Genomic DNA, 25,117 nt, shown 5'->3' on the forward strand with positions numbered 1-25,117 from the left:
GTCAACGATCCACTTCCCCCATTACCACATCGATAGAGCCAATAATGGCTACCAGGTCGGCGATGAGTGCACCCTTGGAGATCTGCCCGATTACCGATAGGTTGTTGAACGAACAGGCCCTGGCTTTGCAGCGAACGGGTACATCGGAGCGGCCATCGGTCCTAAAAAAGAATCCCAGTTCTCCTTTGGGGTTTTCGGCCCTTACATAAAAATCCATGGCCTTAGGGCGGATCTTTTTGGGAACAAACGCCTGAGGGTCGAAGTCGCGGGTGCGCTTGTAGTCGGTGGTGAGCCTGGCTAGGCTCTGCTCGATCATTTTTACCGATTCCCAACATTCTACGACACGCACCCAGGTACGATCCCAACAGTCGCCAGTGGTGCCCATTTTACCTTCCCCTATCGGAACTTCGAAGTCCAGCTCTGGGTAGGCACCGTAGGCTTCTACTTTGCGGAGGTCGTAGCGAAGGCCCGATCCCCTAAGCATGGGGCCGGTGCAGCCGTAGTTGATAGCTACAGGAAGCGGCAGCACGCCGACGTGGGCGGTTCTGTTGATAAATATTTTGTTATCCACAACCAGTTGTTGCAGCTCTATTAATTTGGGCTTTAAATACTTGATAAATTCTAAGCACCTTTCTTCAAATCCGACGGGGAGGTCATAAAACAGCCCGCCGACCCATACATAATTATACAGCATGCGGGCGCCAGAGAGCCATTCGAGCAGGCGTAATATTTGTTCCCGGTCCCGCATCATCCACAAAAATGGCGTATAGGCGCCAATATCCATGGCGTAGGTACCTAAGGCTACAAAATGTGAGGCGAGCCGGTTGAGCTCCGCTACCACTACTCTGATATACTGGATGCGCGGTGGGATGTCGTTTTCAATTCCCAACATCCGCTCTACGCCCATCACATAGGCGTGTTCGGAGTTCATCGCCGCCACATAGTCCATGCGGTCTACATACGGAATGATCTGGTTGAAGGGTAGGGACTCGGCATGTTTTTCGAAACAACGGTGCAAATACCCCAGGTGAGGGATAACATCCACGATCACCTCCCCGTCCGTAACCACCTCGAGCCGTAGCACCCCATGGGTAGAGGGATGCTGAGGGCCTATATTCAACACCATTTCCTCCGTTTTGAGGTCTTCGGGTTTGTATTTGGTAGGTACCGACTGCTGTAAATATTCGGGCTTATATTCGTATTGTATGGTCGACTGCATAGGGTAGTAAGGGTCGGGCAATAGAAATTGGATATGGGATCAACGTTATTTTCTTCAATTGGGTTCTAAGGCCATAGCCCTTAGAATTTCAGCAATCGGTGCTCCTGGACTTCTACACGCAAGGGGCCTATGGGCCTTCCCTCGTTATGAAGCCTGTCGACGGCGGTAATATAATAAATATATTTTTCTCCTGCTTTTACCCGGTCATCCATAAAATGCTCTCCTTCGTAGCAGATCCCTATGATATTGCGAGGGTCGTGCGCCGTAGGCGTCTGGTCGGGATGGAAGCGGTAGATGACGTAATACCTGGCTCTGTCCCCGTCAGAGGCCGTGTCGGGTTGTTCCCAGGTCAGCTCCAGCCCCGTGGCCATCAGGGTGGCTTTAAGCCGTTTGGGGCTCAGGGGTGGGGTATGGTCCTTCCAGGGCATGGTGGGTACCAAGGCAGGGTATCTAAAATAATGTTGCTGCAGGGAGTCTACAAATCCAAGTTGGTTATTTTTTAGGGAGCGGGAGCTAAAGAATATGGCCCCTTCGCTTTGTTGTTGGCGGAGGTAATCTATCTGATTGGGTAGTTCGAGGGGGTTGGCCCAGTTGGTATCCTTGTCGGTGGGGCCAATGCGGTAGGCGCCCAGACCTACATAAAAATGCCTGCCAAATGAATTTTCCGCCCACCAGTCGACCATGTTCCGGAAGGGGACTTTTTTGAAGCCGGAGGAGAAGTAGATCTGTGGCGCTATATAATCCACCCAGCCTTCCTTCACCCATTTGCGGCTATCGGCAAAGAGGTCGTCGTAAGACGAGAGCCCCCCTTGGGTATTGGAGCCCTTAGGGTCGACGCTCCTGTTGCGCCAAACGCCAAAAGGGCTTATGCCAAACTTCAGGCGAGGGTTTAGCTCGTAAAGGGCATCGTGGATCTGCTTCACCAATAAGTCGATATTATGTCTTCTCCAGTCTGCTTTGGAGTCGAAGTCGGCTCCATATTTACGAAAGGTTTCGTCGTCCTTGATGACCTGTCCCGCAGCGGCATAGGGATAAAAGTAGTCGTCGAAGTGGATGCCATCCACATCGTAGTTTCGGGCCACGTTGACGGTCATGTCCGTAATAAACTGGCGGACTTCAGGAAGTCCAAAATTAAAGAGTTTATAGCCATCGTAAGAAAGGATCCACTCTGGGTGTTTATTGCTGATATTGTCGGACGACACACTGGTCGACGACTTATGCACGAGGCGATTCAGGTTGAGCCAGGCATGAAATTCCAGTCCCCGTTTATGGGTTTCCTGAAGCATAAATTCCATGGGATCCCATAAAGGAAAGGGTTGGCGGCCTTGCCGTCCCGTGAGCCATTCGGACCAAGGCTCGGGGCTTTTGGCATAGAAGGCGTCTCCGGCGGCACGTACCTGTACGAATACCGCATTCATCCCTACTTTTTTATGAAAATCGAGTAAGTTGGTATATTCCTCCCGCTGCAGTTGTGGGGATAAATTTTTGCTACTAGGCCAGTCGATATTATCGACGGTGGCGATCCAGACGGCTCTAAACTCCCTTTTCGGAGGATATTCTGGTGGAATTTCGGTGCTTTGAGCCCTACAGGCAACCAATAAAATAAAGCTAAGAATGGTATTAAAAGAAATATTTTTAATTTTTTTCACAAGAAAAAGGATGCCAATGTTAGTATGACCAAAGTAACGTAATTTGCCCCAAAGTTAGCCGAGAATGACCGGAATTTGTGGCTCGATACCTAAGGAAGTACGAATCAATTGTAATTCTAGTTTATTTTTCTGGATAATTATTGTGTAATTACAAGGAATTATTGTGTCTTAGCACAAATTTTTATTACTTCACTTTACCAGAACAACGTTTTAACCTGTACCCGATATTGGAACCATTTGTAAAGACCACTAAAAAAAATGTACTCTTTGAAATTGCATGGGAGATATGCAATCAGGTAGGTGGAATATATACCGTAATCCGCACGAAGGTTCCGGCCATGGTGGAAAAGTGGGAAGAGAACTACTTTTTGCTGGGGCCCTATTTTGAAAAGAAGGCTGCCTCTGAGTTTGAAGTTATTCATGACCTAGACGATTCCCCTGCGGGAAAGACCGTCAAGCGTATGCGTGAGATGGGCTATGTAGTTCACTACGGCTTCTGGCTCGTAACTGGCAAGCCCCGGGTAATTCTCTTCGACTTAGAGAGTGTAGCTCCTCAGCTCGATACCATTAAGTTTAACCTATGGGAGGAGCATCGTATCTCAACGATCAATGTAGATGAGCTCGTGAATCAGACCTTATGTTTTGGGGAAATGGTACGGGTATTTCTTAAGGAATATGCCGAGGATCATGCCAAGCGTGAGGAGATCGGTGCCCAGTTTCATGAGTGGATGGCCAGCAGTGGATTACCATCTTTGAAAAAAGACGGAGTTAAGATCGCTACTACCTTCACCACCCATGCTACGATGTTGGGAAGGTATTTGGCACAGAATGTCGATGGGTTTTATAGTAAGCTACCTTTCTTCGATTGGGAGCAGGAGGCTAGGAATTATGGTATCGTGGCTCAGGCTTCGGTGGAGCGGCAAGCCGCTCAAAGTGCCCACGTGCTCACCACGGTCAGCGATGTTACCGCCAAGGAATGCGAAGTGTTTTTGGGCAGGGCTCCAGACCTGGTGACCCCCAATGGCTTAAACGTGATGCGCTTTCAGGCGGTTCATGAGTTTCAGAACTTGCACCTGAAATATAAGGATAGGATCCATGAGTTTGTGATGGGGCATTTCTTCCCTAGCTATTCTTTTGACCTGGACAAGACCTTGTATTTCTTTACCTCGGGCCGTTACGAATTTAGCAATAAAGGGTACGATCTGACCCTGGAAGCCCTCGCTAGGCTCAACTGGAAGATGGTGCAGGCCAATATGGATACCACCGTGGTGATGTTTATCGTTACCAAGCAGCCCTATACTTCTATCAACTCCGACGTGCTCCAGTCTAGGGCGGTTCTCAACGAACTACAGGAGACCTGTACGGCCATAGAGAAGGAGGTCGGTGAAAAGCTGTTCTTAGCTACCGCTTCGGGGACCGACCATAAAATGCCCGATCTTAACAACTTCGTTGATGAATATTGGCGCCTCCGGCTCCGCCGGACCATCCAGTCGTGGAAGACCGAAAAACTACCGGCCTTCGTCACCCATGACCTTAAGAATGGGGATGGTATCACCGAATTTTGTCATAAAGCCAACCTGGTCAATAATGAAAGAGACCGGGTGAAGATCGTATATCACCCCGATTTTATAGCCTCCACCAATCCGCTTTTTGGATTAGATTATGGTCAATTTGTGAGAGGGTGCCATTTGGGGGTGTTCCCGAGCTATTACGAGCCTTGGGGGTATACGCCTCTCGAATGCGTGGTAAGGGGTGTACCTACCGTCACGAGCGACTTGTCGGGTTTTGGCGACTATATCATGCAGATTATGCGGGATTATGAAAACCGGGGTATCTATGTGATCAACAGAAAGTCACAAACCTATTCGCAGGCAGCCGATCAGATGGCTGACCTTCTCTTTAAGTTTGTGAAAATGCAACGCCGCGACAGGATTATGCAGCGTAACCGCGTAGAGAATATCTCTGAGGTGTTCGACTGGACCAATTTACGTTCCTATTACGATACGGCGCACGATTTGGCCAGTAAACGTAGGAAGCCATAAAGAGAATAATTTTATAGCCTTTTGGCCCATAAATGGAAACGTTTATGGGCCTTTTCGCTTTATAGACTGGTCGGTAAGTCGATTCTGCACCGTTTTGAAAGGAATGCTTTTTTGCTTTCCTGAAAAAAATCGACACCTTCACAACAAAATACGTTTTACTACTTTATACATGAATTACATAGAGGTTGATCTGCAGGTAGAGTTGGACTTTGCCGAAATTTTAATGGCTGAGTTGGGAGACATCAGTTACGAGTCTTTTGTTGAGACGGATCAGGGCCTATTGGCTTATGTTCAGGAAGAGCTGTTTTCGGAGGATCTGCTGGGAGAAATCGTAAATAGGTATTCCGAAATGACAGATATCACCATTTCCTGGAAAGTGATAGAACGTAAGAACTGGAACGCAGAGTGGGAAAATAGCTATACCCCTATTGAGGTGGGCGATCAAATAAGAATCCGGGCCACTTTTCATGAGCCAGACCCTACCTTTACCTATGACTTGCTGATTCAACCCAAAATGTCGTTTGGTACCGGACACCACGAAACCACCTGGCTGGTGATGAACGAGCAGCTGTCTCTCCCTCATCAGAATATTGCGGTGATGGACGTAGGCTGTGGAACGGGTATTCTGGCCGTGTTGGCACATAAGCTAGGCGCCATCGACTTGCTCGCTTTCGATATCGACGAATGGGCCGTAGAAAATACGATTGAAAATTTTGCCATGAACGCGCTGCCCGATGCATCCAAGGTGATTAAGGGGACTATCGCCGACGTGGACGCTGCATTGAAGTTTGGCGGAATATTGGCCAATATCAACCGCAACATTCTTTTAGACGAGATTCCTCGCTATGTAGCACATCTGTTGCCCGGCGGCTGGCTGGTTACCAGTGGGTTCTACGAATACGACCGGGAAGACATAGAAAACTGTGGCAAAGAAAATGGTTTGAAGGTGGTGCGGACTAATATACGCAACCAGTGGGCGACAGTTGTCTTCGAAAAAATATAATTTACCCCCTACGAATTTCGTTTTTGGGCTGTTAGTCGAGGAATCTCTCGGCTTCAATGATGCATGAAGGCTATGAAGAAATTACTATTTTGTCTATCTCTATTGATCGGTACTTATACGGCTACCAAGGCCCAGGTTGGGGAGGATCCCGGCCAATTTATGGCCAAGGTAAAAAAAATGATGGATGGTAGCCGAAATCCGCAATATATAGCCTCAGCCGCCGCCTTGGACAGCGTTTGGAATACCGGGATGAGTGCGCAGCAACAAGGCAAACTCATGCAGATCGTGCAGACCCAGGTAAGCCGAGGCCAGAAGGCCGGGATGGTTATGTATTTGTTGATGGGCAATGTAGTGAGCCTGGTTCAACGGAATCCTTCGGCCCTAGACGGGTTCTTGGATATGACGGCCAAAGTGGGGACGGTAATTGATGGAAAAGGATTGCAAAATATATTTCAGACCAGCCTTACTTTGACCAATGAAGGAAAGCTTTATTCCTCTAATAGGAATCAGCTTTATCTGCTCTCCGGAAGTTATAGGTTTAAGGTGGATAGCACCCAGAAGGAAGTAGCCAACAACCTGGCGGCTCAGCAAGCCGCCGACGATAGCTGGGATACCCCCATCGATACCAATTATGTGATTGCGCCACAGTCCACTCCTTTGCCGGTGGCCACGGGGCCATTGCTGGAGCTAGAAGATGCAATCTTCGCGATGGTCACCTCTGGCGATTCGGTGGTGTTTGGGCCTAGTACCGGTAAGCTAGCCTTAAAAGAAGGGATCTTTGTTGGCGAAAAGGGGGCTTTTTCCTGGGCTACTGCCGGCGATTCTTCTATTTCTGTAGCCCTCGATCGGTTTTCTTTTAATATTGCCAACCCCAAACTGGTGGCCGACAATGTCACGATGCGCAATGAGGCAAAGCTGCTGGCGCCTATTAAGGGGAAGCTGGAATACCGAGGCATCAGAAAGGTACGCAACCAACCTGCACAATACCCCCGTTTTATTTCTAATGGCACCGACGCCCGGCTAAAGTTTGGCAGCCCAGGCTTACAGTACAAGGGTGGATTTGCCCTGATTGGGCAGGATATGTATGGTACCGCTTTGAGTGGCGAACCGTCGGTATTACGGGTAAGTTTCAAAGAAAAGCCGGCTTTTCAGGCAATCAGCTCCAAGTTTCAATTGATGGATTCCGTTTTTAGGGCTCCTTTGGCGGCGGTGGCCATGTACATGGGCCCCGACTCGCTGTTTCACCCTGGGGTTACTTTTAAGTATAACGATGTGGAAGGGCAACTGAGGCTTGGCCGTGCCGACAAGACCGACTTTGGCTCCTTGCCTTATAAGGATAGCTATCATAAAATGGATATTTGGTCCCAAGCGTTACGCTGGGATTTGCCCAAGGAGACCATAGAGTTTTACAGGATCAACGGTAAAGATGTGGTACCAGTAACCTTAGAATCCTGGGATTTCTTTAAAAAAGAGCGCTTTGCAGCGATAGGTAAGGAGTTTGGCTTTCAACCCTTACTCATGGCTGCCAACTACACCCAGACGATGAAGACCTCGGCATTTTTGGCGGAGGAGCTGGCGGCAAAGTTCAAGCAGAATCCCAAAATTATGCGTCGTACCCTAGAGCGGCTCTATTTGGATGGCTATTTTTTATATAATAAGAATACCGACCAATATGCCCTTAGCAAAAAGGGGGTGCTCTTTATTTTGGCCAATATGGAGAAGACCGACTATGATAATTTTCAGATTAGCTCCCAATTTGTGTCCACCAATGAGTTGGCCAATGCCAGCATTTACCTGCCCGATACCCTGCTTACCGTGCGGGGGGTGAGCCGTTTTGTGATCAGTGATAGTCTCAACATTTATGCCGTTCCGGCCGACAAGAAAGTCGTGATTGGTCGCAACCGGAATTTTTCTATCAATGGTCAATTGGTGTCGGCCAACTATCAGTTTAGAGGTCAAGGGCTTAAGTTCGACTATAACCAGTTTTTTGTAGATGTTACCCCCAAAGACTCCATCACTTTTACCCCTCGCGAAAAATATGTGAAAGGGCAAAAATCGGAGGTGGGTGCCCATGTGAAATACGAAAATGGAGGAACTTTTTATCTGAGCGACCCCAAAAACAAGTCTGGGAAGCAAAAGGGTAAGGGAACGCCGCGGATAGTGGTGCCTGATGGGATGATCGTGTACTTCGACCAGCCCGAGCGGGGGGAGCTGCTGTATCCTAAAGAAGTATTCTTTAAAATACCCAAGATCGATATGGATGGGCTGGACCAGCGGGACGTGATTTTCGACGGGACATTTAATTCGGACGGGATCCTGCCTCCCATCAAAACCATACTCAAAAGTATGCCAGACAACTCCTTAGGTTTTGAATATAAGATGCCGGCACAGGAGGTGAAAATATATGGGGGGAAGGCCCTTGCCAGGTTTACCGATACCCTAAAGCTCGATAACGGGGGGCTTCAGTCCAAAGCTGTTCTCAAGTACCTTGCCGCACAAATGCCGGCCGACCGGGTGGTGCTGGGAGCCGACTCCGTATTTGCCTCTGGCTCCAATGCGAGTATAAAGGAAGGGGTGATCGGGAAGGCCTATTTCCCAGAGGTAGCCATAAAAGACTATGCGATGCACTGGTTTCCTAAGTCCGACAGCATGTATATCAGTACCCGAGGGCAGTCATTTTCCTTGTTTAAGGGCTCTACCAGTCTAGAAGGCAGCCTGTTGTTACGGACTTCGGGCTTGTATGGAACAGGGGTTTTAAAACGGAGTGATTCGGAAATAACCTCCGAGGATATTAAGTTCAATAAAGAAGGGTTCTTGGCCAACAGATCGATCTTCTCCATCAACAGTGTTGGCGATAAGGCAGGCAAAAAATTGCTCACGGGCAATAACGTAAATATCGATTTTAATTCAAAAAACGGTATTGCCCAATTTGTGACGGACAAATCGGGCTTCGACAGTGATAGTTCGGGGATGGGTATTCCTACAGCTTCGTACCAAACGTTGATAGGCTCAGCGACTTGGGATATGAATAAGAAAAATATCCTCATTAAGGGCTTTGGGGAAACTTCTACTTATACCTCCACCTTGCCCGATCAAGAAGGGTTGGCTTTTGAGGGCTCAGAAGCCCTTTACGACATCGATAAGGTTTCGTTGAATATCAAAGGAGTACCCTATATCAAGACGGCCGATGTTAAAATAATTCCCGACCAAGGGTTGGTGAGTATCGATGAAAAAGGGCGGATTAGTCCCTTAAAGAATGCCCGTATCGAGATCGATACCCTCAACACGGCCCATCGATTGCGGGATGCCAATATTCGCATCGATTCGCGAAACCACTTCGAAGGTTCGGCTACTTACCAGTACATAACGGCGCGTAAGGATACTTTTAATATAAAGATGCAGGATTTTGAATTAAGGGAGCTGGAGCTTGGAGACGACAAAAAGGGCCGGCAGAACCTAAAGACTTCGGGCCCTGCCCGGTATTATACCACGGCTCGGGCCGATATTAAGGAAAGCGAAAACCTGTTGCTGTCCCCACGCATTCAGTATAAAGGCAATATCAACCTGGTGGCCTATGAGCCTTCCCTGAAGCTCGATGGGTACGTGAAGCCGGTTCTTAAGTTTAGAAAGGACTTTCAGAGTTCGTGGATCCTCTTTCAGGAGGAACCTGGAGAGTCCATCACCATTCCGATTAACAAAGAGCTTAAAAATGAACATGAGATCCCCCTTTCGGTGGGGCTCCATTATAACGAGCGGCGGGGGATGTACATGACCTTCCTGTCGCCAAAGGAATCGGATGCCGATGAGGACGTATACTTGGCCAATGGGGGGTTGTTTTATGATGAGGAGGCCAATGGCTTCAAGGTGATGCCCCCTCCGGGAGCCGATGGCCTGATAGACGAAGGAAAGGCACTGTGGTTCGACGACGAAACGGGAGAGGCATCCTTTTCGGGGCCTCTGCAGCTGATATCGGCACCATGGCTGCAGGCGACGGGTAAAGTGACGGCCCAGGTCGATAGTTCAAAATTTGCCTTTAATACCCTGCTGATGCTGAAAATGACGGCACTGGAACCTCTGTTGCAACCCCTAGGGGCTAAGATTGTCGAGGTGAACTTGGAGGAGCAGAATAGCACCGCGGCCGACGACGATCCGGATCAGTTGCGGCAGAAGCTGTCGGCCCTGATAGGGGCGAAGGCTACTAGCGACTTCGAAAAACTGTCGGCAGCGGGTTATAAACCCTTATACGATGCCTCTCCAGCGCTCATCGAACCTATGGTATTGTCCAATGTTAATTTGCACTGGTCGGCGGCGCATCAGGCTTACTTTTCGCAAGGACCTATCGGGGTGTCTCATTTTGGGAAAAATAATATCAATGCCCAAATGGAAGGTATGTTAGAAATTCGCAAGGGTATAGAAGGCGACGAGTTTAGCCTTTATTTGGAAGCATCCCCCGATGTATGGTATTATTTCGACTACCGCTTCGAAGAATTGGGCGTAGTATCGTCGGTAATGGATTTTAACGACCGGATGATGAGCGTAAAAGGGGGGAAGTCCAAAATGGCCCTGCTATCGGTAGGTATCGACGAGAAGGAGGCCTTTGTACGGAAATTTGATGATTACTATCAGCCCGCTCTTAAAAAGGCGAGGCTAGTTAAAGCCGCGAAGAAAAAAGTGGACGCACCCACTCCTGCGGCTAAGAAGAAGAAGGTGGAACAAGCCGAAGGCTTTTAAGAATCGCCTCGGGCTTGCTCCATATGCTTTAATACCCGACGCTGGTGTCGTCGCCACGGGGGTCGGAGCCGCCCTGTAGCCAGCCATCTTGCCCCACCAGTATACAGTCCATTCTACCGAGGGTATTGGAGAGTTTTTCCAGTTTATAGCCTTTTTGCTGTAGATTTTGGATGGTCTTTTCTGAGAAAGCGTTGGTTTCGAACATCGTTTTATCGGGCAGCCATTGGTGGTGAAACTTCAAGGCGTTTACGGCTTCCTGCATGTTCATGCCATGTTCTATCACGTTCACGATGGTCTGAAATACGGAAGTTATGATGGTGGATCCTCCAGGGGTGCCTACTACCATAAACAAATCCCCATCTTTTTCGAGAATGGTAGGAGTCATCGACGATAGCATTCTTTTGTTGGGAGCAATGGCGTTGGCTTTGTTGCCGATAAGGCCAAACATATTGGGGACGCCTGGCTTTACACTAAAGTCGTCCATCTCGTTGTTCATGAAGAACCCTCCTCCTTTCACCACGATAAGGCTGCCATAGCCGCCATTCAAAGTGGTAGTAACCGACACAGCGTTGCGGTCTTTGTCTACCACCGAAAAGTGGGTCGTTTCCATGCTTTCGTAGCCAGGTATTACCCCGCCCTCAATATCCTTACTATCGGTGGCTTGGGACCAAGAGAAGTCTTTCCACCGGTTGGCCAAATAGGTTTTACTCATGAGAGTGGGGACCGGAATTTTTACAAAATCAGGATCTCCCAAAAATTTGGCTCGGTCGGCATATACCCGTCGCTCTGCTTCTATGGTGACCTGCAGGGTAGAGTCGGCATGCCAGCCCCAGCGCTTAATGGGGTAGGGTTCTATGAGCCGCAAGAGCTGCACCAAGGCGATCCCGCCACTGGAAGGGGGAGCCATTGAAATGACATTATATTGTTTATAGGCCTCATGGATAGTAGGTCTCCAGGCCACATTATAGTTGGCCAGGTCCGATTTGGAGAGGATGCCTTCGTTATTCGTGCTCATTTCGCGGGCCAGCATTTTGGCTACCTTTCCCTTATAGAAGCCATCACTTCCTTTTTTCTGGATGCGTTGTAGCACCTTAGCCAGGTCTTTCTGAACCAATAAATCTCCTGCATCCCAGGGTTGTCCATTGGACTTTTGGAAATAAGAGGTTCCCGGATTCAGTGCTAGGAGCCTATCCTTAATACGGTTGAGACCTTTTGCCTCCTTTTCGGTTTGTATCACTCCATTTTTGGCTAGGTCGATAGCGGGCTGTAGCACGGCCTTCCAGCTTAGCTTGCCATATTTGGCATGTGCTTCGGCCATTCCGGCTACCGAGCCAGGGACTCCTGATGCCAGGCGTCCTTGGGTACTTAGCTTTGGAATTACATTGCCCGCCTCGTCCAGATACATATCGGCATCGGCTTTTTGCGGGGCTTTTTCTCGAAAATCGATGCTGGTACTTTTTCCGTCGTTGGTACGAAGTACCATAAAGCCCCCTCCGCCAATATTGCCCGCCGAAGGGTGCACGACGGCCAAGGCGAATTGTACGGCCACGGCGGCATCTATGGCGTTGCCCCCAGCCCTAAGGATTTCCATGCCTACCCTGGATGCCTCTGGGTGAGCGGAAGCCACCATCCCATTTTTCGCTGTGACTCCCTTCCTGTCGTCATAAAATGGTTTTTGATTTGGATCGTCGGTTAAGAACTGATAAACCCCAGTCGATTCCTTAACGGTTTGTTGGGCCCACCCGAGGGAGCTCACACCTGTAAAAATGATGCAGAAAAAGTATAGTCTTAAAGGCATAGAGGATATGGAATTATTTCTGAGTCAAGTTAATAAATCTTTAAATCATGTATATATATAAAAAGGGAATGTTACAGAATTCCTTTAAATCGTATTATGTCGTTTATATTATTGGCATCTTAAAAGGGATTACGGCCTTTTATCCCATTTTCTTTTTTAGGCGGAATCAATAATTGTACCTTTTCGGGTAAATTGAGCCAACACCTTAACGGTTATATCCCATTATGAAATTTTTACGCCAGATATATGAAAGTCTGCGGTTCGCTTGGCAGGCCTTGAAATCCAATATTACACGTACCACCCTATCGCTGCTGGGGGTAACGGTGGGTATATTTGCCATTGTTGCAGTATTCACCATAGTCGACTCCCTGGAACGCAGCATAAAGGATAGCCTAAGCTCAATCGGAGAAGGGGTGTTTTACGTACAGAAATGGCCTTGGGGTTTTGGGGGAGAGTATCAATGGTGGAAATATTTTCAATGGCCGAGTCCCTCCAATTCCGAGTATAAGTTTCTCTATGATAACCTAGAGAAAGCCAGTGCTGTTGCCGTGATGGACTTTAAAGGGAGCACGACCGTGAAAAATGGTTCAAATAGTTACGAGGCATTGATTCAAGGCGTTTCTTACGAATTTGATCAAATTTCGGAGGTTCCATTGGAAAAAGGGCGGTATTTTATGCAGCAAGAAACGACCAATGCGCGGAATGTGGCGATTATAGGAGCAGAAATTGCCGATGTCTTGTTTCCCAACCAAGAGGCTGAGGGCAAGGTTTTTAAACTGGCAGGTCGAAAGTTTACTGTAATCGGTATTCAGGAGCGAAAAGGAGAGAGCTTGGTCGATTTTGGAGGTAGTCCCGACAAAAAATGTATTATCCCTTATACCTCCTTCGCCAAGATGTTTCAGTCGGGAAGGCCCGATCCCGATATTGTAGTCAAGGGTTTTGAGGAGGATAAGGGACTGATAGAGGTGGAGGCCGAGGTGGTAGGGCTCATGCGTACCAAAAGAGGATTAAAGCCCAGGGATGAGAATAATTTTTCTATCAACAGGCCTGAGGCCGCTGCGGAAGCAGTTTCAGGCGTATTTGCAGTGCTTACCCTCGCAGGGTGGGTGATCGGTAGCTTCTCTATTCTGGTGGGAGGGTTCGGTATTGCCAATATCATGTTTGTCTCGGTGAAGGAGCGCACGAACTTAATTGGTATACAGAAATCGCTGGGAGCCAAAAATTATTCCATACTTGCCCAGTTTCTTTTTGAAGCCGTTATGCTTAGCTTGGTAGGCGGATTGGTCGGAATATTCTTGGTTTATCTCCTCACTTTTGTGCCTTTAGGCAGCTTGCAGGTGATGCTAACCCCCGGCAATATTATCCTTGGACTTGGGGTCTCATCGGTCATCGGTATATTGTCGGGAATAATACCAGCCATGATGGCGGCTCGTATGGACCCCGTAACGGCTATTAGGGCCAAGTAAATTGCTTGCTTTAATCGCTACTATTTCCGAAGTTCGCTTACATTCACTAAAATTGACAAGAGAAACCATGAAAAAATGGATCTATTTATTCATCTTCCTAGCCCTTGTGTTTGGGGTGATGTATTACATCTCCTTTGGCTATTACAGCGAAGGCAAAAGAGGTGGCTTCGTAAATAAGCTGAGTAAGAAAGGCTATGTCTTCAAAACCTATGAGGGTGAACTCCGCATTGGTGGGATGTTTGAAGGGGACGGAACCATGAATGCCGCCGAATGGCAGTTTTCGGTAAGCCCCAATAATACCGAAGCCATAGCGAACCTGGAGGAGGCGATCAAAAACGGTACTCGGGTGTCGCTTACCTATGAGGAGAAATTCTTTAGACTTCCCTGGAATGGAGAGACAAAATATTTTGTGACACAGGTGGACTTATTGGTCAACACAAGGGGTAATTTCTCTCCTTTGGCCCCTACTGCCCCTGAGCCTCCAGCAGAGCCTCTACCAGCCCCCATAGAACTGGATACGACTACCGTACTTTAGGGGTTAATTGCTTGGGAATATGGAGCGGGATGACAGCGTTAGGCGCAGTCATCCCGCTTTTTTTGGTATCATCCACCGGCTTTTTTGGCCTTATAGCCCTTTGCCAACAGCCAAGCCAGGAGCTTGTCTCGATGGTCTCCTTGAATCTGTATTTCTCCTTCTTTAACCGTTCCTCCGGTGCCACAATGATTTTTAAGTTGTTTGCCCAGGGCCATAAGGTCGGCCTCGGTGCCGATAAAGTCTTTCACGACAGAGCTCACCTTTCCGCCTCCTTTTCTTTCCAGCCATACCTTGAGGGCCTGTTGAGCGGGTGGCAAGGTTACGGCCTCTTCGGCTTGGTCGTCGGTATATTCAAAATCAGGATTAGTAGAATAAATGATTCCAGATCTATTTTTTTTGGACATAACAGTCTGTTTGGGTATCAGGTTTAACAAATAATATTCAAACTGGAGGGTCTTATTTTTATTTCGATCCTAGTGGTATCCAGCTGCAAAGGCTCTCCATCGTAATGAATCATGGCAGGAGCCTTCGTTTCGATAAGGCTCGTGAGTACTTTGTTGTAGCCTATAAAGCGAGAAGGGACGAGACTTTTGGAGAACATTTGCTGCACGAGTTTCAGTCCATACCATTTTGGAAATGGCCGTATGGTGCAAATATCGAGCATTCCGTCCTGCAAGCTCGCTTGTGGGGCTATCCAGGCGTTATTGCCATATTGCCCTGCATTCGCAATGGTAATTGAAAAAGCATCCTGCGCGACCCCATTCAGCGTTATCCTCTGAGGCTCATAGTCCCAATACGACTGGAAGGACACCTTCATATAGGATAATAAGCCCCTCCGCTTTTCTTGACTGAAGAGGTTTCCTACGTAGGCATCGAAGCCGATACCCGCAGTACAAAAAAAAGGAATATCGTTCAATAGCGCACTGTCGACGAGCTTGGGTTTGCCGGTAAAAAGCCGGTTGAGTGCATTTTGGGGCTTCAGTGGAAGGCCTAAGTGACGCGCTAGCCCGTTGCCCGACCCCATGGGTAGTATTCCTAGTGGCACTGGGCCCGTCACCAACGCGCTTCCTACCTCATTGACGGTGCCGTCGCCACCTATAGCCACAATGCCCTTCCAAGGCCGCTGTGCCAGATGCTCCTTTACGAGCACCGGAGCATGACCATGCGATTCGGTAAACACTACTTCGGCGTGTGACTGGTGGTGTAGGGCCGACTTTTGAATGGCTTTTTGGAGGTCCTGCAGTTGATCCCCCGTAGAGGTACCCGAATTGGGATTCAATATGAATAAGAAAGAGGGCTTGTCCACGAATCAGGCGAAAAATAAAAAGAGTATAAGAATAAAAACGATGATAAACAGATAGTATAATCCATCAATAAAAGGATATTTTTGTCTATCTAGTTTTTTAAAGAAGTTATCGAACATGCTCTTTTGGTTTTGAGATGGTAATTCCTATCAGTTATGACTCTCGGTATCCATATGAATTGAGTCGATATGCAAAAATCCGTAAAAATAATGAGAAACACGCTTTTAACCTTTGTTCTATTGTTGCTGACTACGGGTGCTTATGCCCAATCCAAGGTGGATCAGGACCAGATCTACGACCAGCTGAACCAGCAGGTGGCGCATTGGAATAACGGCGATATTGCCGCTTTTATGGAGGCATATTGGCCTTCCGATTCGTTGATGTTTGTCGGGAAGAGTGGAGTAACTTATGGCTATACCAATACCTATCAAAATTACCTCAAACGCTACCCAGACAGGGCCACGATGGGGATATTATCATTTGAATATATAAATATGAGCTTTCCTTCTCCTGGAGTGGCTTTTCTGGTAGGAAAGTTCCACTTACATCGCCCAGAAAAAGGGGATGCAAGTGGGTTTTATACTTTGCTATGGAGGAAAATTGATGGAAAATGGCGCATAGTAGTAGACCATACGAGCTAATAACCATTCGGTAGGGTAGGTCTATTGTCTTTCGAAAGTCAAAAGAATATTCTGAGTAGTATCTGCTTCATTGAGTACTACTGTTATGGACATTACGTCGTCATTTTGAGTTAAAGCAAATGATTTGGTGGTGGCTCCATTGACCAACTTCAATTGGTTGTTTTCTACTTTCCAAGAGGTGTCTTCTCCCACAGTAAGTATTCCCGAGGTGTTCAGGGCGGCAGTAGCTGCATCGCAACCCGAGGCCGATACGGTGTTGTCACTCTTGAAAACGTATACCAGGTCCTGATAACAGGGTGCATAGGTAGGTAGGCTTGCGAGCAAAGGGATAGTAACGCCCGCTGTGGCTGGTGTTATGGTTTGAAGCTTCCAGCTACCTACAATCTCATTGGTGTCTTCAGCAGTGGGTTCATCCTTATCCTTGCAGGCCGAAAATCCTACGATCAGTAGGGTAAGCAAAGAGAGTAAGGATAAACGTAACGATGCAAGTTTCATAAAACTTTGGATTAAGTGATGGTAATATGTTAATTAATTCAACGTAAGAAGAGGTATTAAATTTTGACCAAATAATAAATCGGTCCTATTCCTGATTTTTAAAACGGTCGATCAACCTCTGAACGGCTTCTCCAGGCCATAACTGGCCTTGGGCTATTTGCGGCTCCAAGTTATGAAGAAGGTCTTGGATGTCCTTGTTTTTATAAAAAAGCCCTAACAACTCATTTTGTATTTGATGGTGCATCCAGTCCAGATTCTGATTCTTTCGTTGGCGCTCCAAAAAGCCGTTTTCTATGATTTGTTTTTGGAAGTGAAGTATATACTGCCAGATTTCAGTAATACCGGTTCTTTCTAGTGCGGAGCATGTGAAAACGGGAGGGGCTATCCCAGAGGCCGGAGTAGGGAGATACTTTAATGCCATACGGAATTGCTGAGCCGCAGATGCCGCCTGGGAGCCAGGCCCGTCGGCTTTGTTGATAACGAGCAGATCGGTCATTTCAAGTATCCCTCGTTTTATTCCCTGAAGCTCATCTCCTGCTCCCGGCATCATCAGCAAAAGAAATAGGTCGGTCATTTGCTGAACCATGGTTTCGGATTGTCCTACCCCCACCGTTTCTATACAGATGTAGGCGTAGCCTGCGGCCTCACACAGCAGCATGGCTTCCCGGGTGTGCTCTGCTACGCCGCCTAAGATGCCGGTGGTGGGTGAGGGACGAATGTACACCTGGGGGTGCTGGGCCAGTAGTGGCATTCGGGACTTGTCGCCTAATATACTCCCTCCCGACCTGGAGCTCGAGGGGTCGACGGCTAGTATGGCGAGTTTATGCTCCTGTTGGACGATGGTACTTCCGAGTGTCTCCAAAAACGTACTTTTACCTACTCCTGGAGCCCCCGATATGGCTATTCTGAAAGCACGACCGGTATGGGGCATTAGGGCTTTGATCAGTTCCTGAGCCAGCTGCTTATCGGTAGGAAGCTGACTCTCTACCAAAGTGATGGCCCGACTCAGTATGTGCCGGTCTGCTGCTAATATTCCGGTGGTATACTGTTTTAGAGTGAGTCGCGGGCGCATATGGGCAGGATTGTATTGGTAGGATGGTATAAAAATGATTATTCCCTGACAATCTTAAAAGTTTTTGTCAAAAAAAAGGCGAAAAGCTGTAAATTGCTCGTTACATAAACCAAATAAAAATATATAGATTCCGCATGAAAATACAATTTCCTAGCCTATACTCGCTCTTACTGGCAGGTATACTGGGCTTTTCACCCTCCTTCGCACAAGAGGTTAACAAAGATAAATATGATGCGCATGTACTTTTTAATCCTTTACTAAATTTTCAACCGGGTAACGAGATAAGAACGGGAAGTGGATCGCCAGGCCCGAACTATTGGCAAAATCGTGCCGATTATAAGATTGACGTCACCCTCGATGAAGAGGCCAATACTATTCTGGGCGAGGTGGAGATCACCTATAAGAATAATAGTCCTGAGGAGTTGCCATTTTTATGGTTGCAACTCGATCAGAACGCCTTTAGCGATCATTCTCGTGGTGGTAAGACTACTCCTATAACCGGTGGGCGTTTTGGGAATATGGGCTTCGAAGGAGGAGCCGACATCCAGTCGGTTCAGGTGCAACAAGGGAAAAACCAGTCGGCAGCCAATTTTATTGTGAATGATACCCGGATGCAAATCCGACTGGATAAGCCAGTTAAAGGGAATGGTGATGAGATTAAAATTAAAATAGCCTATTCATTCAAAATACCCGAATACGGCTCCGACCGTATGGGTACTTTAGAAACCGAAAATGGGATCATTTATGAAGTGGCCCAGTGGTATCCCAGAATGTCTGTTTATGACGACCTTCAGGGCTGGAACGTCTTGCCCTATTTAGGTGCTGGTGAGTTCTATTTGGAATACGGTGATTTCGAATATAATGTTACCGTACCCTGGGACCATATCGTCGTAGGGTCGGGTGAGTTGCAGAATCCCAATCAGGTACTTACCGCCGAGCAACGGAAAAGATTGGCCCAAGCCGCCAAAAGCGATAGTACGATCATGATTAGAACGGCTGCTGAGGTAGGTCAGCCCGATTCCCGTCCTAAGACTTCCGGTACGCTTACCTGGAAATTCAAATGTAACCAAACGAGGGATATCGCATGGGCTAGCTCCAAGAGCTTCGTATGGGATGCCGCTCGCATCAACCTCCCTCAGGGCAAAACAGCCTTGGCGCAGTCGGTATATCCGCAAGAAGATGGAGGCAGAGATGGCTGGGGCCGATCGACAGAATATGTAAAAGGTTCTATTGAGTTTTACTCCAACTACATCCATGAGTACACCTATCCAGTGGCTACCAACGTAGCGGGGATTGTAGGGGGAATGGAATACCCTGGTATCGTTTTTTGCAGTAGCGAGAGCCGGAAAGGGGATCTATGGGGGGTAACCGACCACGAGTTTGGTCATAACTGGTTCCCTATGATTGTAGGTAGTAATGAAAGGAAATATGCGTGGATGGACGAGGGTTTTAACACCTTTATCAATTTCCTAGCCGCCGAAGCCTTCAATAACGGAGAGTACAGCGACAATCGGCTGGACAATATGCACCGCATCGCGCCCATCATATTCCGTCCCCAGGCCGATCCCATCATGACGATCCCCGATGTGGTTCAGGCACCAAACTTAGGTTGGGAGGCCTATTACAAGCCTGCGTTGGGATTAAGACTATTGCGAGAGCAGGTGCTAGGAAAAGATCGTTTCGACTATGCCTTCAAGACTTATGTGCATAAATGGGCCTTTAAGCATCCTACGCCTTACGATTTTTTCAGAACGATGGAAAATGCAGCAGGAGAGGATTTGGGATGGTTCTGGAAAGGATGGTTTTTTGAGAAATACACCCTCGATCAAAGCGTAAAAGAGGTTACTTATGTGGAGCAGAACCCAGAGGAAGGTGCCGTTATTACCATCGAAAACCTCAACCAGTGGGCGATGCCAGTAAAGATCGAAATAGAGGATATTTCTGGGGTTAAAACCCGCATGGAGTTTCCCGTTGAAATATGGCAAAGAGGAGGTACTTGGACTTTCAAAACCAAAACTACGCAGCCGTTGAAGTCGGTGGTAGTGGATCCAGATAACAGTTTGCCAGATGTCAACCCGTCTAACAACACATGGAAGCCCCTTAATTTTTCGGGCTCTGCGGTAAATTAAGACGAGAACTCAAATTATCAAATTAAAAAAACCTCGAAGTATTCGAGGTTTTTTTAATGCATTTTAGACGGTAATCAGCATGGCTCCATAGGAGTAACCGCCACCAAATACGGTAATAACGATATTTTGTCCCTTCTGAAACTTGTCCTTGTTTTCGGAGAGGGCGATGGCACAGCCTGCCGAACCGGTGTTGCCTAGGTATTGAATATTAGAAATAAGCTTTTCGAGAGGAATACCTAAGGTGTTTATCACGTTGAGGCTAATTCGGTGATTGGCCTGGTGGGGGATCAGGTAGTCCAGGTCATCTATCGTCAAGCCGCAGTCTTCTAACACCTGCTTGCTAACCTTAGGCATAAAAAGACAAGCATTTTGGAATACATCCCGTCCAAAGGGCATTACCACACCCCGATCGTTTGGCCGCAGTACAACGGCCTCAACAGCCTTGCCACTGGTGGCCGCTCCGCCCGTTATAATTTTCTGGATATGCATGTCCTGATCCGAGAGCCGCTCCTTGGAAATGAGCAATGCGGAGGCTCCGTCGCCCCAAAGGTGACCCGAAACCGTGTCCATTTCGTTATAATAGGCCGTGTTATGGTCCGAGACGATCACGAGGGCCTTAGTGGCTTTCCCCATAGCAAAATAGCCCTCTACCACTTCTAGGGCGTTCAGGAAGGACGAACAGGCCGTAGAGAGGCTAAGAACGGGTATGTTGGGTACCTGTATATGGTGTTGAATGGCATGCCCCAGGGTTACGATGGTGTCGTAGGGGGTGTAAGTGGCACCGACAATCAAGTCAATTTCCCCCTTATCGTAGGGCATATCTGCTAATAAAAGATCGACGGCTGCCATGGCCATGGTAGCGGTATTTTCATCTTCTCCGGCTTTGCGCCGTTCAAATATTCCTGTTCTTTCAGAAATCCATTCGCTGGAGAGATTGTTGAGTTTAGTAAAGTGCTCGTTTCCAACTACTTGGCTGGGATAGTAATGGCTGATGGTATTAATATACATGATTGGGAAGTTGACTTCGCAAACTATAATTCAAGTTTAGTTTCGAAAGTTAAATATTTCGTAGAAATCGTAGTATTTAATATTTGAAGAATCTAACATTACATTCTTAAAATACCAAAAATATTAAAATATTGGGGCAATGGCCCGACGCGATTGAAATTTTTAGAGTTGTTCATAAAGTCGGATTAATTTTAGTTGTTCGTGAGACCAATTATAATAGGAGGCAGCGGCGTTTCGACCGTTTTCCCCCATTTGAAGGGCTTTGTCTGGGTTGTCGTACAGCCAGCGCAATTTGTTTGCTAATTCGATAGGTTGGCTTGGGTCAATACAAAACCCACAGGCATGCTTTTCTACTACTTTCCTGTACAGCTCGAAGTTGGAGGTAATAACAGGAAGCTGCAAGGCCATATATTCAAATATTTTGGTGCTGTAAGAATCTGGATAGTCGGCCAGGGGCTTCAACAGAGCTATCCCTGCTGTAGCATCGGCAGCCTTTGCTAAGGCTATCTTAAGGTCGGTATACCCGTAAAACAAAAGGTTGGCCTCTACCTGGGTTTGGCTCATAAGCCTTTCAACTGTTTGGTTCGATAGCCTTTGTTGGCCGAACAAATGTACTTTGAATTTTGGGAATTCTTTTTTTAACAAAGCAAAAGCTTCTAACATCGTATCAAAACTTCGTTCCAGAGATAGTACTCCGCAGTAAAAAAAGACAGGAAAATCGGCGGTCGGGTCTTTGGAAGCATACCTATCCACAAAATCGAGGTCTACATAATTATGAATGACCGCTACGGGATGCTGCGTTGGTGGTAGGCTCTTTAAATAGGCATCTTCTGTAAGAACAAGGGCAAAATTACGGATGGCCATGCGATGCCAGAGAGCCCATAAGGTTCGAAATAGATAACTTTTATGCTGTGTTTTGATAGAAAATTTTTGGGATAAATTCTCCTGAATCTCATAGATCACTTTGGCTCCGGCCCAACGGAACAAGAATGCTATAGGGATGAGCTCGGGAACAAAAATATGCACAATATGTGGACGGATGGCCCAGCATTTGAGTAATGCCCTCAAATGCACCCATAATATGCGCGACACCAAGCCCTGGTAATAAGGAAGGGAGATAAACCGAATGTTGGCCGAGTGCGTAGTGGCAGGGGCGTTGGGCAAGCAGCAAAATACTTGAAAGTGATTGGAAAGGGCAGGGGCTATTTTATACACGATACGTGGATCGGTGGGAGGATGTATAGTGCTCAGTAGGAGTACGCGCCTGGTCATACCTGTTCCAACATAGTTTCGGTCAAATGCGTGCCAATTCGGTGGGCTCCTGCCAATAATGTATCCGACAGTTGTTGGCGGGTAGTAAAAGGGCCCGAGACTTTGAGAGCCATGCTGGAAGGTAATAGGCCTCTGAGCTGCCGAACGATGGGTACGATGGCGTCAGAGGAACCGTAGTCCGATGCAATATGTACGAAGTCGGCCTGAACATCCGTACATATTTCACAAGCAGTGTGCAGTTCAAAGGAATCTAAAAAACGAGTCTCGATGACGACCTTGAGCAGGGCCTGGTGTTGACGTGCCAGGGCCTGGATGCTAGCCAGCTCTTCGGCAATAGACAGATAGGCCATGGATTTGAATCGGGCCAGATTCATGACCACATCAAGCTCGGAGGCACCCTGCTCAAGGGCGAGCTGAGCCTCTAGCCTATTGACTTCGGGCAGATGCTCGCCATGAGGGAGCCCCACCATACTCACGATTTCTATAGGAATGGGGCAATACTCCATCATAGAAGCCACATAACCCACATAGGATGGCACCACACAGATCCCCTTGGCTTGGAAGACCCAGGCCTCTTCGCAGAGCTTACGTATCTGGGTCTCGGAGGCTATGGGCGTCAGCAAGGTATGATCGATATAGGAGGCTAATGGCTGCATCAAACGAAGGTTAGTGTACACAAAAACCCTATCTAAGGATAGGGCTTTTGCTATTTCGAAAAGAAGCTAATGCTAAGCTTTTTCAGTGGGAACGTCTTCTGTTTCTCCTTTAGGAGCCGTAAAGAGTTCGGGCACAAATTTGTATAGCAGGTTGTACCAGGTGATAATTTTCTTAATGTCGGAAATATACACTTTGCTACGGTCAAACTCGGGTAGGATAGCATCTAGGAATTCTAGCAACTCCTTGTCCGAGGCCGTTTTTACTGCCAAGTTTACTGACTCGCCGTGTGCCTCGTTGATTTTTAAGAATACATCGGCTAGGGGAACGGACTCTTCGGCCCCCTCGGTAAATATAGAAACGTCTTTCAACACCGAAACCCGGGCGGTGGGACCTATCAGGGTTTTTTCTGGCTTGTCTGAAAGGCTTTCAACGATTACTCCTGCACGACTAGGCTTTAGAATGCGGTAAAGGCCACTTTTGCCCGACACATTTGCAATATCCTTAAGCAATTCCATTCCGCTGTTTTCTGTTTGTTCGCTCATCTCTTTCTGGGCAATTGGTTTATTAAACTAGGTTTATGCTTTAATTACTTCTCTTTAATAGGGTAGTTACAACTACCGATTGGGCTGCAAAATAAGTCAAAGATTCATCTGGAAACAACCTTACTGCTTATTCCAATTTTTGAAACGTCGTGTTATACGATTCTATTGCCTGCAAAATGCCCTCGCTGCCCTGGTGCTTTTCGGCCGAGGTAACGAACAGAGGCGGGATTTCTTCCCATAGTTCGGCTAGTTTTTGGCTGTAGGCTTCTACCTGCTGCTCCACCTGGTAAGGCTTAAGTTTGTCGGCTTTGGTAAAAACAATATGGAAGGGGATGCCCGCTTCACCAAGACTGAGCATAAACTCCAAGTCCGCTGCTAGGGCTTTATGACGGATGTCTACCAATACAAAAGTACAAACCAGGTTTTCACGATAGTGAAGATAATCATGAATCATTTTTTCCCATTTTTCGCGCTCCACTTTGCTCACCTTAGCATAGCCATAGCCCGGCAGATCGACCAAGTACCAGATGTTATTGATGATAAAATGGTTGATTAACTGCGTTTTTCCTGGTTGTTGGGAAGTTTTGGCTAAGGCCTTTTTACCCGTAAGCATATTGATTAGCGACGATTTCCCTACATTAGACCGTCCTATAAAGGCGTATTCAGGAATATTGGGCTCCGGACACTTCATATAGTCGGAGTTGCTCATTACATATTTAGCTTCCAGTATTTTCATGGTTATCGTAGTGATTTATCAGACCCAGATTGTCTAGCCCATGGGGTAAGGGCTTCGGCCATATTGCTGAACTTAGCCGACGGGTTGAACAATTCTGCAGTTTTAATTGTATATCAATGGGGATGCAAAGGTAGTGCTTTCTTCGCTTAATTAGAGACGAGTGCGCCTAAGAATGCCCCATAAGCCTCGGAGCGATGTGGAAATTGATGCCTAGCAATCCCTTTTGGCCCAATAAAAAATCTCGAAGTTTTTAGATGGTACCGCTATCTTTTAACGTTTAAAGTTAAATCGAACGAAAATAAAAACAAGTATGAATTTTCAAAAAATGAGAGGGGTAATGACCCTGCTATGTGCATGCATGATTAGTTTTTCGGTGCTTGCCGAAAAGAAGACCGACAAGGATGGTACCGAGACTGAAAATGGAATTGTGTTTGAAAAAGGGGATTGGGCCTCTATATTGAAAAAGGCCAAGGCATCGAAGAAAATAATTTTCTTCGATGCTTATACTACCTGGTGCGGTCCTTGTAAGCTATTGCAAAAGAATGTTTTTACCCGGAAAGATGTCGCCGAGGTATTCAATAAGGATTTTATTAATGTAAAGTTCGATATGGAAAGTGGTGAGGGCCTGATGCTCGCCGAAAAATATCCTTTACAGGGCTATCCTACCCTGATGTTTATCGATCCGGACGGAAAGGTCGTTAAAGAAGTTTTGGGCTATCAGAAGGCGGAATACCTCATTAAGGTGGCCAAACAAGTGCAAAAGGAAGAGACACCCAGTTTGTAGGCGTTGCTAGTCTTTTTGGACGTAATAGGATAAA

Annotated in this window: 20 protein-coding genes; 8 read left to right on the forward strand and 12 right to left on the reverse strand. The window is 47.2% G+C overall.

Annotated features, from left to right (window positions below; translation table 11 throughout):
- Window position 1: 1 nt before the first annotated feature.
- Both CLV98_RS00070 and CLV98_RS00075 read right to left on the reverse strand, forming a co-directional pair.
- Window positions 2-1,219 carry an NADH-quinone oxidoreductase subunit D gene (locus tag CLV98_RS00070; RefSeq protein WP_109671761.1) on the reverse strand — a complete coding sequence of 406 codons (1,218 nt, stop codon included), beginning with the start codon at window positions 1,217-1,219 and terminating at the stop codon, window positions 2-4.
- A gap of 80 nt (window positions 1,220-1,299) precedes the next feature.
- Window positions 1,300-2,868, reverse strand: a complete 1,569-nt coding sequence (locus CLV98_RS00075) for a glycoside hydrolase family 10-like protein (protein WP_109671763.1) — start codon at window positions 2,866-2,868, stop codon at window positions 1,300-1,302.
- Window positions 2,869-3,095: 227 nt separating this feature from the next.
- On the opposite strand from CLV98_RS00075, the gene CLV98_RS00080 reads away from it, so the two are divergent.
- The 3 genes from CLV98_RS00080 to CLV98_RS00090 all read left to right on the forward strand — a co-directional run bounded on the left by CLV98_RS00080 (window position 3,096) and on the right by CLV98_RS00090 (window position 10,644).
- Window positions 3,096-4,910, forward strand: coding sequence for a glycosyltransferase family protein (locus CLV98_RS00080; RefSeq protein WP_109671764.1), 1,815 nt, complete (start codon window positions 3,096-3,098; stop codon window positions 4,908-4,910).
- Window positions 4,911-5,079: 169 nt separating this feature from the next.
- A complete protein-coding gene (gene prmA, locus CLV98_RS00085; protein ID WP_109671766.1) occupies window positions 5,080-5,913 on the forward strand; it encodes a 50S ribosomal protein L11 methyltransferase in 834 nt (277 codons plus the stop codon).
- A 72-nt stretch (window positions 5,914-5,985) separates the two neighbouring features.
- Window positions 5,986-10,644 carry a hypothetical protein gene (locus tag CLV98_RS00090; RefSeq protein WP_229203134.1) on the forward strand — a complete coding sequence of 1,553 codons (4,659 nt, stop codon included), beginning with the start codon at window positions 5,986-5,988 and terminating at the stop codon, window positions 10,642-10,644.
- A 28-nt stretch (window positions 10,645-10,672) separates the two neighbouring features.
- On the opposite strand, the gene ggt is transcribed toward CLV98_RS00090, so the two are convergent.
- Window positions 10,673-12,442 carry a gamma-glutamyltransferase gene (ggt, locus tag CLV98_RS00095; RefSeq protein ID WP_109671770.1) on the reverse strand — a complete coding sequence of 590 codons (1,770 nt, stop codon included), beginning with the start codon at window positions 12,440-12,442 and terminating at the stop codon, window positions 10,673-10,675.
- Between the two features lie 224 nt (window positions 12,443-12,666).
- Here ggt and CLV98_RS00100 point away from each other — a divergent pair, with 224 nt between their 5' ends.
- A complete protein-coding gene (locus CLV98_RS00100; RefSeq protein ID WP_170120654.1) occupies window positions 12,667-13,908 on the forward strand; it encodes an ABC transporter permease in 1,242 nt (413 codons plus the stop codon).
- 67 nt (window positions 13,909-13,975) lie between these two features.
- Window positions 13,976-14,443, forward strand: coding sequence for a DUF8785 domain-containing protein (locus tag CLV98_RS00105; RefSeq protein ID WP_211319954.1), 468 nt, complete (start codon window positions 13,976-13,978; stop codon window positions 14,441-14,443).
- Between the two features lie 68 nt (window positions 14,444-14,511).
- On the opposite strand, the gene CLV98_RS00110 is transcribed toward CLV98_RS00105, so the two are convergent.
- On the reverse strand, window positions 14,512-14,847 hold the full coding sequence (locus CLV98_RS00110; protein ID WP_109671773.1) for a translation initiation factor: 336 nt from the start codon (window positions 14,845-14,847) through the stop codon (window positions 14,512-14,514).
- 23 nt (window positions 14,848-14,870) lie between these two features.
- The gene (locus CLV98_RS00115; protein WP_109671775.1) at window positions 14,871-15,749 is read right to left on the reverse strand and encodes a diacylglycerol/lipid kinase family protein; all 879 of its coding nucleotides are present in this window, start codon (window positions 15,747-15,749) and stop codon (window positions 14,871-14,873) included.
- A 207-nt stretch (window positions 15,750-15,956) separates the two neighbouring features.
- Here CLV98_RS00115 and CLV98_RS00120 point away from each other — a divergent pair, with 207 nt between their 5' ends.
- Window positions 15,957-16,388, forward strand: coding sequence for a YybH family protein (locus CLV98_RS00120; protein ID WP_109672997.1), 432 nt, complete (start codon window positions 15,957-15,959; stop codon window positions 16,386-16,388).
- Window positions 16,389-16,409: 21 nt separating this feature from the next.
- Here CLV98_RS00120 and CLV98_RS00125 read toward each other — a convergent pair whose 3' ends face one another.
- Together CLV98_RS00125 and meaB are read right to left on the reverse strand one after the other, a co-directional pair.
- Window positions 16,410-16,883, reverse strand: coding sequence for a lipocalin family protein (locus CLV98_RS00125; RefSeq protein ID WP_109671777.1), 474 nt, complete (start codon window positions 16,881-16,883; stop codon window positions 16,410-16,412).
- Window positions 16,884-16,968: 85 nt separating this feature from the next.
- Window positions 16,969-17,955 (reverse strand): methylmalonyl Co-A mutase-associated GTPase MeaB, encoded by a 987-nt coding sequence (gene meaB / locus CLV98_RS00130; protein ID WP_109671778.1) that lies wholly within the window; start codon window positions 17,953-17,955, stop codon window positions 16,969-16,971.
- A 134-nt stretch (window positions 17,956-18,089) separates the two neighbouring features.
- Between meaB and CLV98_RS00135 the strand changes: the two genes are divergently transcribed.
- Window positions 18,090-20,084 carry a M1 family metallopeptidase gene (locus tag CLV98_RS00135; protein ID WP_109671780.1) on the forward strand — a complete coding sequence of 665 codons (1,995 nt, stop codon included), beginning with the start codon at window positions 18,090-18,092 and terminating at the stop codon, window positions 20,082-20,084.
- A gap of 63 nt (window positions 20,085-20,147) precedes the next feature.
- Here CLV98_RS00135 and CLV98_RS00140 read toward each other — a convergent pair whose 3' ends face one another.
- The 5 genes from CLV98_RS00140 to yihA form a co-directional block, all read right to left on the reverse strand.
- The gene (locus tag CLV98_RS00140) at window positions 20,148-21,092 is read right to left on the reverse strand and encodes a 3-oxoacyl-ACP synthase III family protein (RefSeq protein WP_109671782.1); all 945 of its coding nucleotides are present in this window, start codon (window positions 21,090-21,092) and stop codon (window positions 20,148-20,150) included.
- Window positions 21,093-21,254: 162 nt separating this feature from the next.
- Window positions 21,255-22,364 (reverse strand): glycosyltransferase, encoded by a 1,110-nt coding sequence (locus CLV98_RS00145; RefSeq protein WP_109671784.1) that lies wholly within the window; start codon window positions 22,362-22,364, stop codon window positions 21,255-21,257.
- Window positions 22,361-23,020, reverse strand: coding sequence for a deoxyribose-phosphate aldolase (deoC, locus tag CLV98_RS00150; RefSeq protein ID WP_109671785.1), 660 nt, complete (start codon window positions 23,018-23,020; stop codon window positions 22,361-22,363). Before deoC ends, CLV98_RS00145 begins: the two co-directional genes overlap by 4 nt.
- A gap of 72 nt (window positions 23,021-23,092) precedes the next feature.
- The gene (locus CLV98_RS00155; protein WP_109671787.1) at window positions 23,093-23,563 is read right to left on the reverse strand and encodes a DUF5606 family protein; all 471 of its coding nucleotides are present in this window, start codon (window positions 23,561-23,563) and stop codon (window positions 23,093-23,095) included.
- A 127-nt stretch (window positions 23,564-23,690) separates the two neighbouring features.
- Entirely contained in the window at window positions 23,691-24,299 is a 609-nt protein-coding gene (gene yihA, locus CLV98_RS00160; RefSeq protein WP_109671789.1) for a ribosome biogenesis GTP-binding protein YihA/YsxC, read from the reverse strand.
- 310 nt (window positions 24,300-24,609) lie between these two features.
- On the opposite strand from yihA, the gene CLV98_RS00165 reads away from it, so the two are divergent.
- Window positions 24,610-25,083 carry a thioredoxin family protein gene (locus CLV98_RS00165; RefSeq protein WP_229203135.1) on the forward strand — a complete coding sequence of 158 codons (474 nt, stop codon included), beginning with the start codon at window positions 24,610-24,612 and terminating at the stop codon, window positions 25,081-25,083.
- Window positions 25,084-25,117: the final 34 nt, after the last annotated feature.

This window comes from Dyadobacter jejuensis, from assembly GCF_003149085.1.
GTDB lineage: Bacteria > Bacteroidota > Bacteroidia > Cytophagales > Spirosomataceae > Dyadobacter > Dyadobacter jejuensis.

Coding starts and splice junctions, on each gene's coding strand:
- meaB (WP_109671778.1), bottom strand. CDS start 17,955: ATGCGCCCGCGACTCACTCTAAAACAGTATACCACCGGAATATTAGCA.
- CLV98_RS00090 (WP_229203134.1), top strand. CDS start 5,986: ATGAAGAAATTACTATTTTGTCTATCTCTATTGATCGGTACTTATACG.
- CLV98_RS00145 (WP_109671784.1), bottom strand. CDS start 22,364: ATGACCAGGCGCGTACTCCTACTGAGCACTATACATCCTCCCACCGAT.
- CLV98_RS00120 (WP_109672997.1), top strand. CDS start 15,957: ATGAGAAACACGCTTTTAACCTTTGTTCTATTGTTGCTGACTACGGGT.
- deoC (WP_109671785.1), bottom strand. CDS start 23,020: ATGCAGCCATTAGCCTCCTATATCGATCATACCTTGCTGACGCCCATA.
- CLV98_RS00155 (WP_109671787.1), bottom strand. CDS start 23,563: ATGAGCGAACAAACAGAAAACAGCGGAATGGAATTGCTTAAGGATATT.
- CLV98_RS00125 (WP_109671777.1), bottom strand. CDS start 16,883: ATGAAACTTGCATCGTTACGTTTATCCTTACTCTCTTTGCTTACCCTA.
- ggt (WP_109671770.1), bottom strand. CDS start 12,442: ATGCCTTTAAGACTATACTTTTTCTGCATCATTTTTACAGGTGTGAGC.
- yihA (WP_109671789.1), bottom strand. CDS start 24,299: ATGAAAATACTGGAAGCTAAATATGTAATGAGCAACTCCGACTATATG.
- CLV98_RS00100 (WP_170120654.1), top strand. CDS start 12,667: ATGAAATTTTTACGCCAGATATATGAAAGTCTGCGGTTCGCTTGGCAG.
- CLV98_RS00140 (WP_109671782.1), bottom strand. CDS start 21,092: ATGTATATTAATACCATCAGCCATTACTATCCCAGCCAAGTAGTTGGA.
- prmA (WP_109671766.1), top strand. CDS start 5,080: ATGAATTACATAGAGGTTGATCTGCAGGTAGAGTTGGACTTTGCCGAA.
- CLV98_RS00165 (WP_229203135.1), top strand. CDS start 24,610: ATGAATTTTCAAAAAATGAGAGGGGTAATGACCCTGCTATGTGCATGC.
- CLV98_RS00070 (WP_109671761.1), bottom strand. CDS start 1,219: ATGCAGTCGACCATACAATACGAATATAAGCCCGAATATTTACAGCAG.
- CLV98_RS00110 (WP_109671773.1), bottom strand. CDS start 14,847: ATGTCCAAAAAAAATAGATCTGGAATCATTTATTCTACTAATCCTGAT.
- CLV98_RS00135 (WP_109671780.1), top strand. CDS start 18,090: ATGAAAATACAATTTCCTAGCCTATACTCGCTCTTACTGGCAGGTATA.
- CLV98_RS00105 (WP_211319954.1), top strand. CDS start 13,976: ATGAAAAAATGGATCTATTTATTCATCTTCCTAGCCCTTGTGTTTGGG.